General features: G+C 68.4%; 4 protein-coding genes. 3 read left to right on the top strand and 1 reads right to left on the bottom strand.

Annotated features, from left to right (window positions below):
- Both WA805_RS10160 and WA805_RS10165 read left to right on the top strand, forming a co-directional pair.
- On the top strand, window positions 1-490 hold a 490-nt coding region (locus tag WA805_RS10160), incomplete at its 5' end, for a RibD family protein (protein ID WP_425242218.1).
- Window positions 491-595: 105 nt separating this feature from the next.
- Entirely contained in the window at window positions 596-2,455 is a 1,860-nt protein-coding gene (locus tag WA805_RS10165; RefSeq protein ID WP_424564705.1) for a phosphoenolpyruvate carboxykinase (GTP), read from the top strand.
- A gap of 202 nt (window positions 2,456-2,657) precedes the next feature.
- On the opposite strand, the gene nucS is transcribed toward WA805_RS10165, so the two are convergent.
- Window positions 2,658-3,314 carry an endonuclease NucS gene (nucS, locus tag WA805_RS10170; RefSeq protein WP_422291007.1) on the bottom strand — a complete coding sequence of 219 codons (657 nt, stop codon included), beginning with the start codon at window positions 3,312-3,314 and terminating at the stop codon, window positions 2,658-2,660.
- A gap of 57 nt (window positions 3,315-3,371) precedes the next feature.
- Here nucS and WA805_RS10175 point away from each other — a divergent pair.
- On the top strand, window positions 3,372-3,625 hold a 254-nt coding region (locus WA805_RS10175; protein ID WP_425242219.1), incomplete at its 3' end, for an ATP/GTP-binding protein.

A 3,625-nucleotide genomic window follows, 5' to 3' on the forward strand; every position in this document is an offset into this window, starting at 1 on the left:
CGGCCGGCCGCCGCACCCGCTGCGGGTCACTGTCACCGCCACCGGGGACCTGGACCCGGCCGCCCGCTTCTTCGCCGTCGGCGGCGGCGCTGTGCTGGTGTACTGCGCCACGCCCGCCCTTGCCGCCGCCCAGGCGAGGCTCGGCCAGATAGCCGAGGTCATCGACGCCGGGGACCCGCCGTCTCTGGTGCGGGTCTTCGAAGATCTTCATTCCGAACGTAAGGTGGCTACTCTCCTCGTCGAAGGCGGCGCCCGGATCCTGCGCGACGTACTCGCGGACGATCTCGCGGACGAGCTGCGTCTCGCCGTGGCGCCGTTTTTCGTGGGGGATCCCGCCGCCCCGAGGTTCGGCCTGCCGGCCGCCTACCCGCACAGCCCGGCGGACCCGATGGCCCTGGCCGAGGTCCGCCACCTTGGCGACGTCGCCGTCCTGCACTATTGGCTCAACGGCCGCGCCCGCCCGTCCGGGCTGCCGCCGTTTGTTCCTTGACCGCAAACCCCGTCGGCCCGGTGTGGCGGATCTCTCTCTCCACTACGGTGCCTAGTCCTGTCAAGATGGAGGATCGCAACTTTCGCGTTTCGCGAAGCTAACCCAATGTCCGATGAGAGGACCAAGTTCGTGATCGATGTTGATGACGTTCTGGAAAGCGCCCAGCTGAAGAACGAGAAGGTGCGCGAGTACGTGCGCTACTGGGCCGGGATCACCGGCCCGGACAACATCGAGGTCGTCAGTGGCGCCGATGACGCGCGCCTGATTCAGGAAAGCCTGGACGCCGGGGAGATTGCGCCGGCCGGTGAGGGTCTTTACTACTCGCGCAGCTATTACAAGGACACTGCGCGCTCCGAGGAGCGCACGATTGTCGCCACCAGCCGCCCGTCGGACAAGGGCGTGTACAACAACTGGCATCCCGCCGCGGAGATGAAGGCGAAGCTCACCGGGCTGATGCGCGGCGCCTCGGCCGGCAAGACCATGTACGTGATCCCGTACCTGATGGCCCCGCCAGGTTCGCCGCTTGAGAAGTACGCCGCCGGCGTCCAGTTGACCGACAACCGCAGTGTGGTGCTGCACATGATCCGGATGGCCCGGGTGAACGTGGAGCACATCAACAACCTGGAGGACCCGGGCAGCTTTGTCCGCGCCGTGCACGTGACCGGCGACCTGGAGAACCTGGGCCAGGGGACCCCGGAGGACAAGCGCTACTTCGTCACCGTGGCCGATGAGCGCACGATTCTGCACTTCGGCTCCTCCTACGGCGGCAACGCGCTGCTCGGCAAGATCGCCCACGGCCTGCGCCAGTCCTCCTACGACGGCTGGCGGTCCGGCGTGTTCCTCGGCGAGCAGTTCATGCTGCTCGGCATCGTCGACAAGCAGACGGGCAAGCGCTACCACGTCTGCGGCGGCTTCCCGAGCGCCTCGGGCAAGACCAACCTGGCGATGATGCTGGCGCCCGATGCCCTGGGCGACCGGTACTACGTGGAGTTCTACGGCGACGACATCGCCTGGCTGTGGGTCGGCGAGGACGGCCGCCTGTACGGCATGAACCCCGAGTTCGGCGTCTTCGGCGTGGCCAGGGACACCAACGAGACGACGAACCCGACGGCGATGGACTCGATCGCCCCGGGCACCCGGGCGATCTTCACCAACGTCGCGTACAACGTCAAGACGCACGAGGTCTGGTGGGAGGGCCGCACCGAGAACCCGCCCGCGGACCTCGACGGCTGGCTGGACTGGAAGGGCAACCCGATCGCCGACCGCAGCGCGGCGGAGGCGGACGACGACTGGGCCCACCCGAACAGCCGGTTCACCACCACCCTGTCCAACGTGCCGAACGTGGCCAGCGACTATGTCGACGCGCACGGCGTGCCGATCGACGCGATCATCTTCGGCGGCCGCACCAGGGACCGCGAGCCGCTGATCCGCGCGATCACGGACGTGGCCGAGGGCGTCTACGACGGCCTCACGCTGGGCGCCGAGGCCACCTTCGCCGCCGAGGGCGTCGACGGCCAGCTCCGCTACGACCCGATGTCGATGCGCCCGTTCATGTCCTATCCGGAGGGCCCGTACGCGGCGCACTGGCTGGATGTCATCAACCGTGCCGCCGAGCCGCCGATCTTCGCGCACGTCAACTGGTTCCAGCGCGACCCGGAGGACGGCCACTTCCTGTGGCCGGGCTACCGCGATAACCTGCGCGCCCTGCTGTGGCTGATGCAGCTGAAGAGCGGCGAGGTGACAGGCGTGGAGACCCCGGTCGGCATCCTGCCGGCCAAGGACGAACTCAACCTGGACGGCCTCCAGATAGACCCCGCCGACCTGGACAAGCTGCTGACCATCGACACCGCCCGCTGGCAGCAGGAAATGGGCTTCCGCGAGCAGCACCTAGCCCAGTTCCCCGGCCTCCCGGAAGAAATCTGGGCCGCCCACCGCCGCGTCTCCGCCGCCCTCCACGACGACTAGCGGCCCACGTGGCCGCGCCCCGCGAGTCCCACGGACCGCAGCCTCACCAACCTCCAATAGTGCTGGGGATTTGACCCCTATGCGGGGTCAAATCCCCAGCGTTAATAGGCCTTGGTAATGCTGGAGCCCACCTAATGGGCGCGCGGACGGCCCGGACCGGCGTGGCACGGCGCTGCGGGCACCGAACGCACCCCGGCTGGAGCTAGAACAGCGTGTTTTCTGGTTCGATGCCGCGCATGGTGTCGTAGTTCAGCGTGACGCAGCGGATGCCGCGGTCGGCAGCGAGGACGCGGGCCTGCGGCTTGATCTCCTGGGCGGCGAAGATGCCGTGCACCGGGGCGAGCAGCGGGTCCCTGTTGAGCAGGTCCAGATATCGCGTCAACTGCTCGACGCCGTCGATTTCGCCCCGGCGCTTGATCTCGATGGCGACGTGCGTGCCGTCGGAGTCGCGGCACATGATGTCGACGGGGCCGATGGGAGTCGGGTACTCGCGGCGGATGAGCCGCCAGCCGTCGCCGAGGAGGTGCAGCTGCCCGGCGAGCAGCGCCTGCAGGTGCGCCTCCACGCCGTCCTTGACCAGGCCGGGGTCCACGCCGAGATCCACTGACGTGTCGCTGACCGTCTCGTAGATCGTGATCGTCAGCGTCTCGCCCGCCTTGTTCGTGACGGTCCACTTGCCCGGCTCCTCGGACAGCCGGCATGGCGGCGACATCCAGTTCAGCGGCTTGTAGGAGCCGCCGTCCGAATGCACGAGGACAGACCCGTCGGCTTTGACGATCAGCAGCCGCAGGGCTTCGGGGAGATGAGCGGTGAGCCTGCCGCCATAGTCGACGCTGCACCGGGCGATTACCAGCCGCACGGAACGTCACTGTAGTGGCAATCGGATGCCGTCAGCACACCGATAGGCTTGATGTCCGTGAGTCCGCGCAAGACCCGGCGACCCCGGCCCTCCGCCCCGGCCGCACCGCTGGGCCCCGAGCGGATCGAAGAGTGGCCGGACGGTGACTGGGTGGTACGCCCGGTCCCTGGTGCGGCGGCCACGAAGGCGTACCGCTGCCCCGGCTGCGACCAGGAGATCTACCCTGGTACGGCGCATGTCGTGGTCTGGCCGAACCACGCCGGCGTCGCGTCGAGACGGCACTGGCACACCGTGTGCTGGCAGCGCCGGCT

Origin of the sequence: Trebonia sp. (genome assembly GCF_049794275.1) — a bacterium.
Classification (GTDB): Bacteria; Actinomycetota; Actinomycetes; order Streptosporangiales; family Streptosporangiaceae; genus Trebonia.

Excerpts from the sequence above, each read along its gene's own strand:
- WA805_RS10165 (WP_424564705.1), top strand. The coding sequence starts at position 596 with ATGTCCGATGAGAGGACCAAGTTCGTGATCGATGTTGATGACGTTCTG.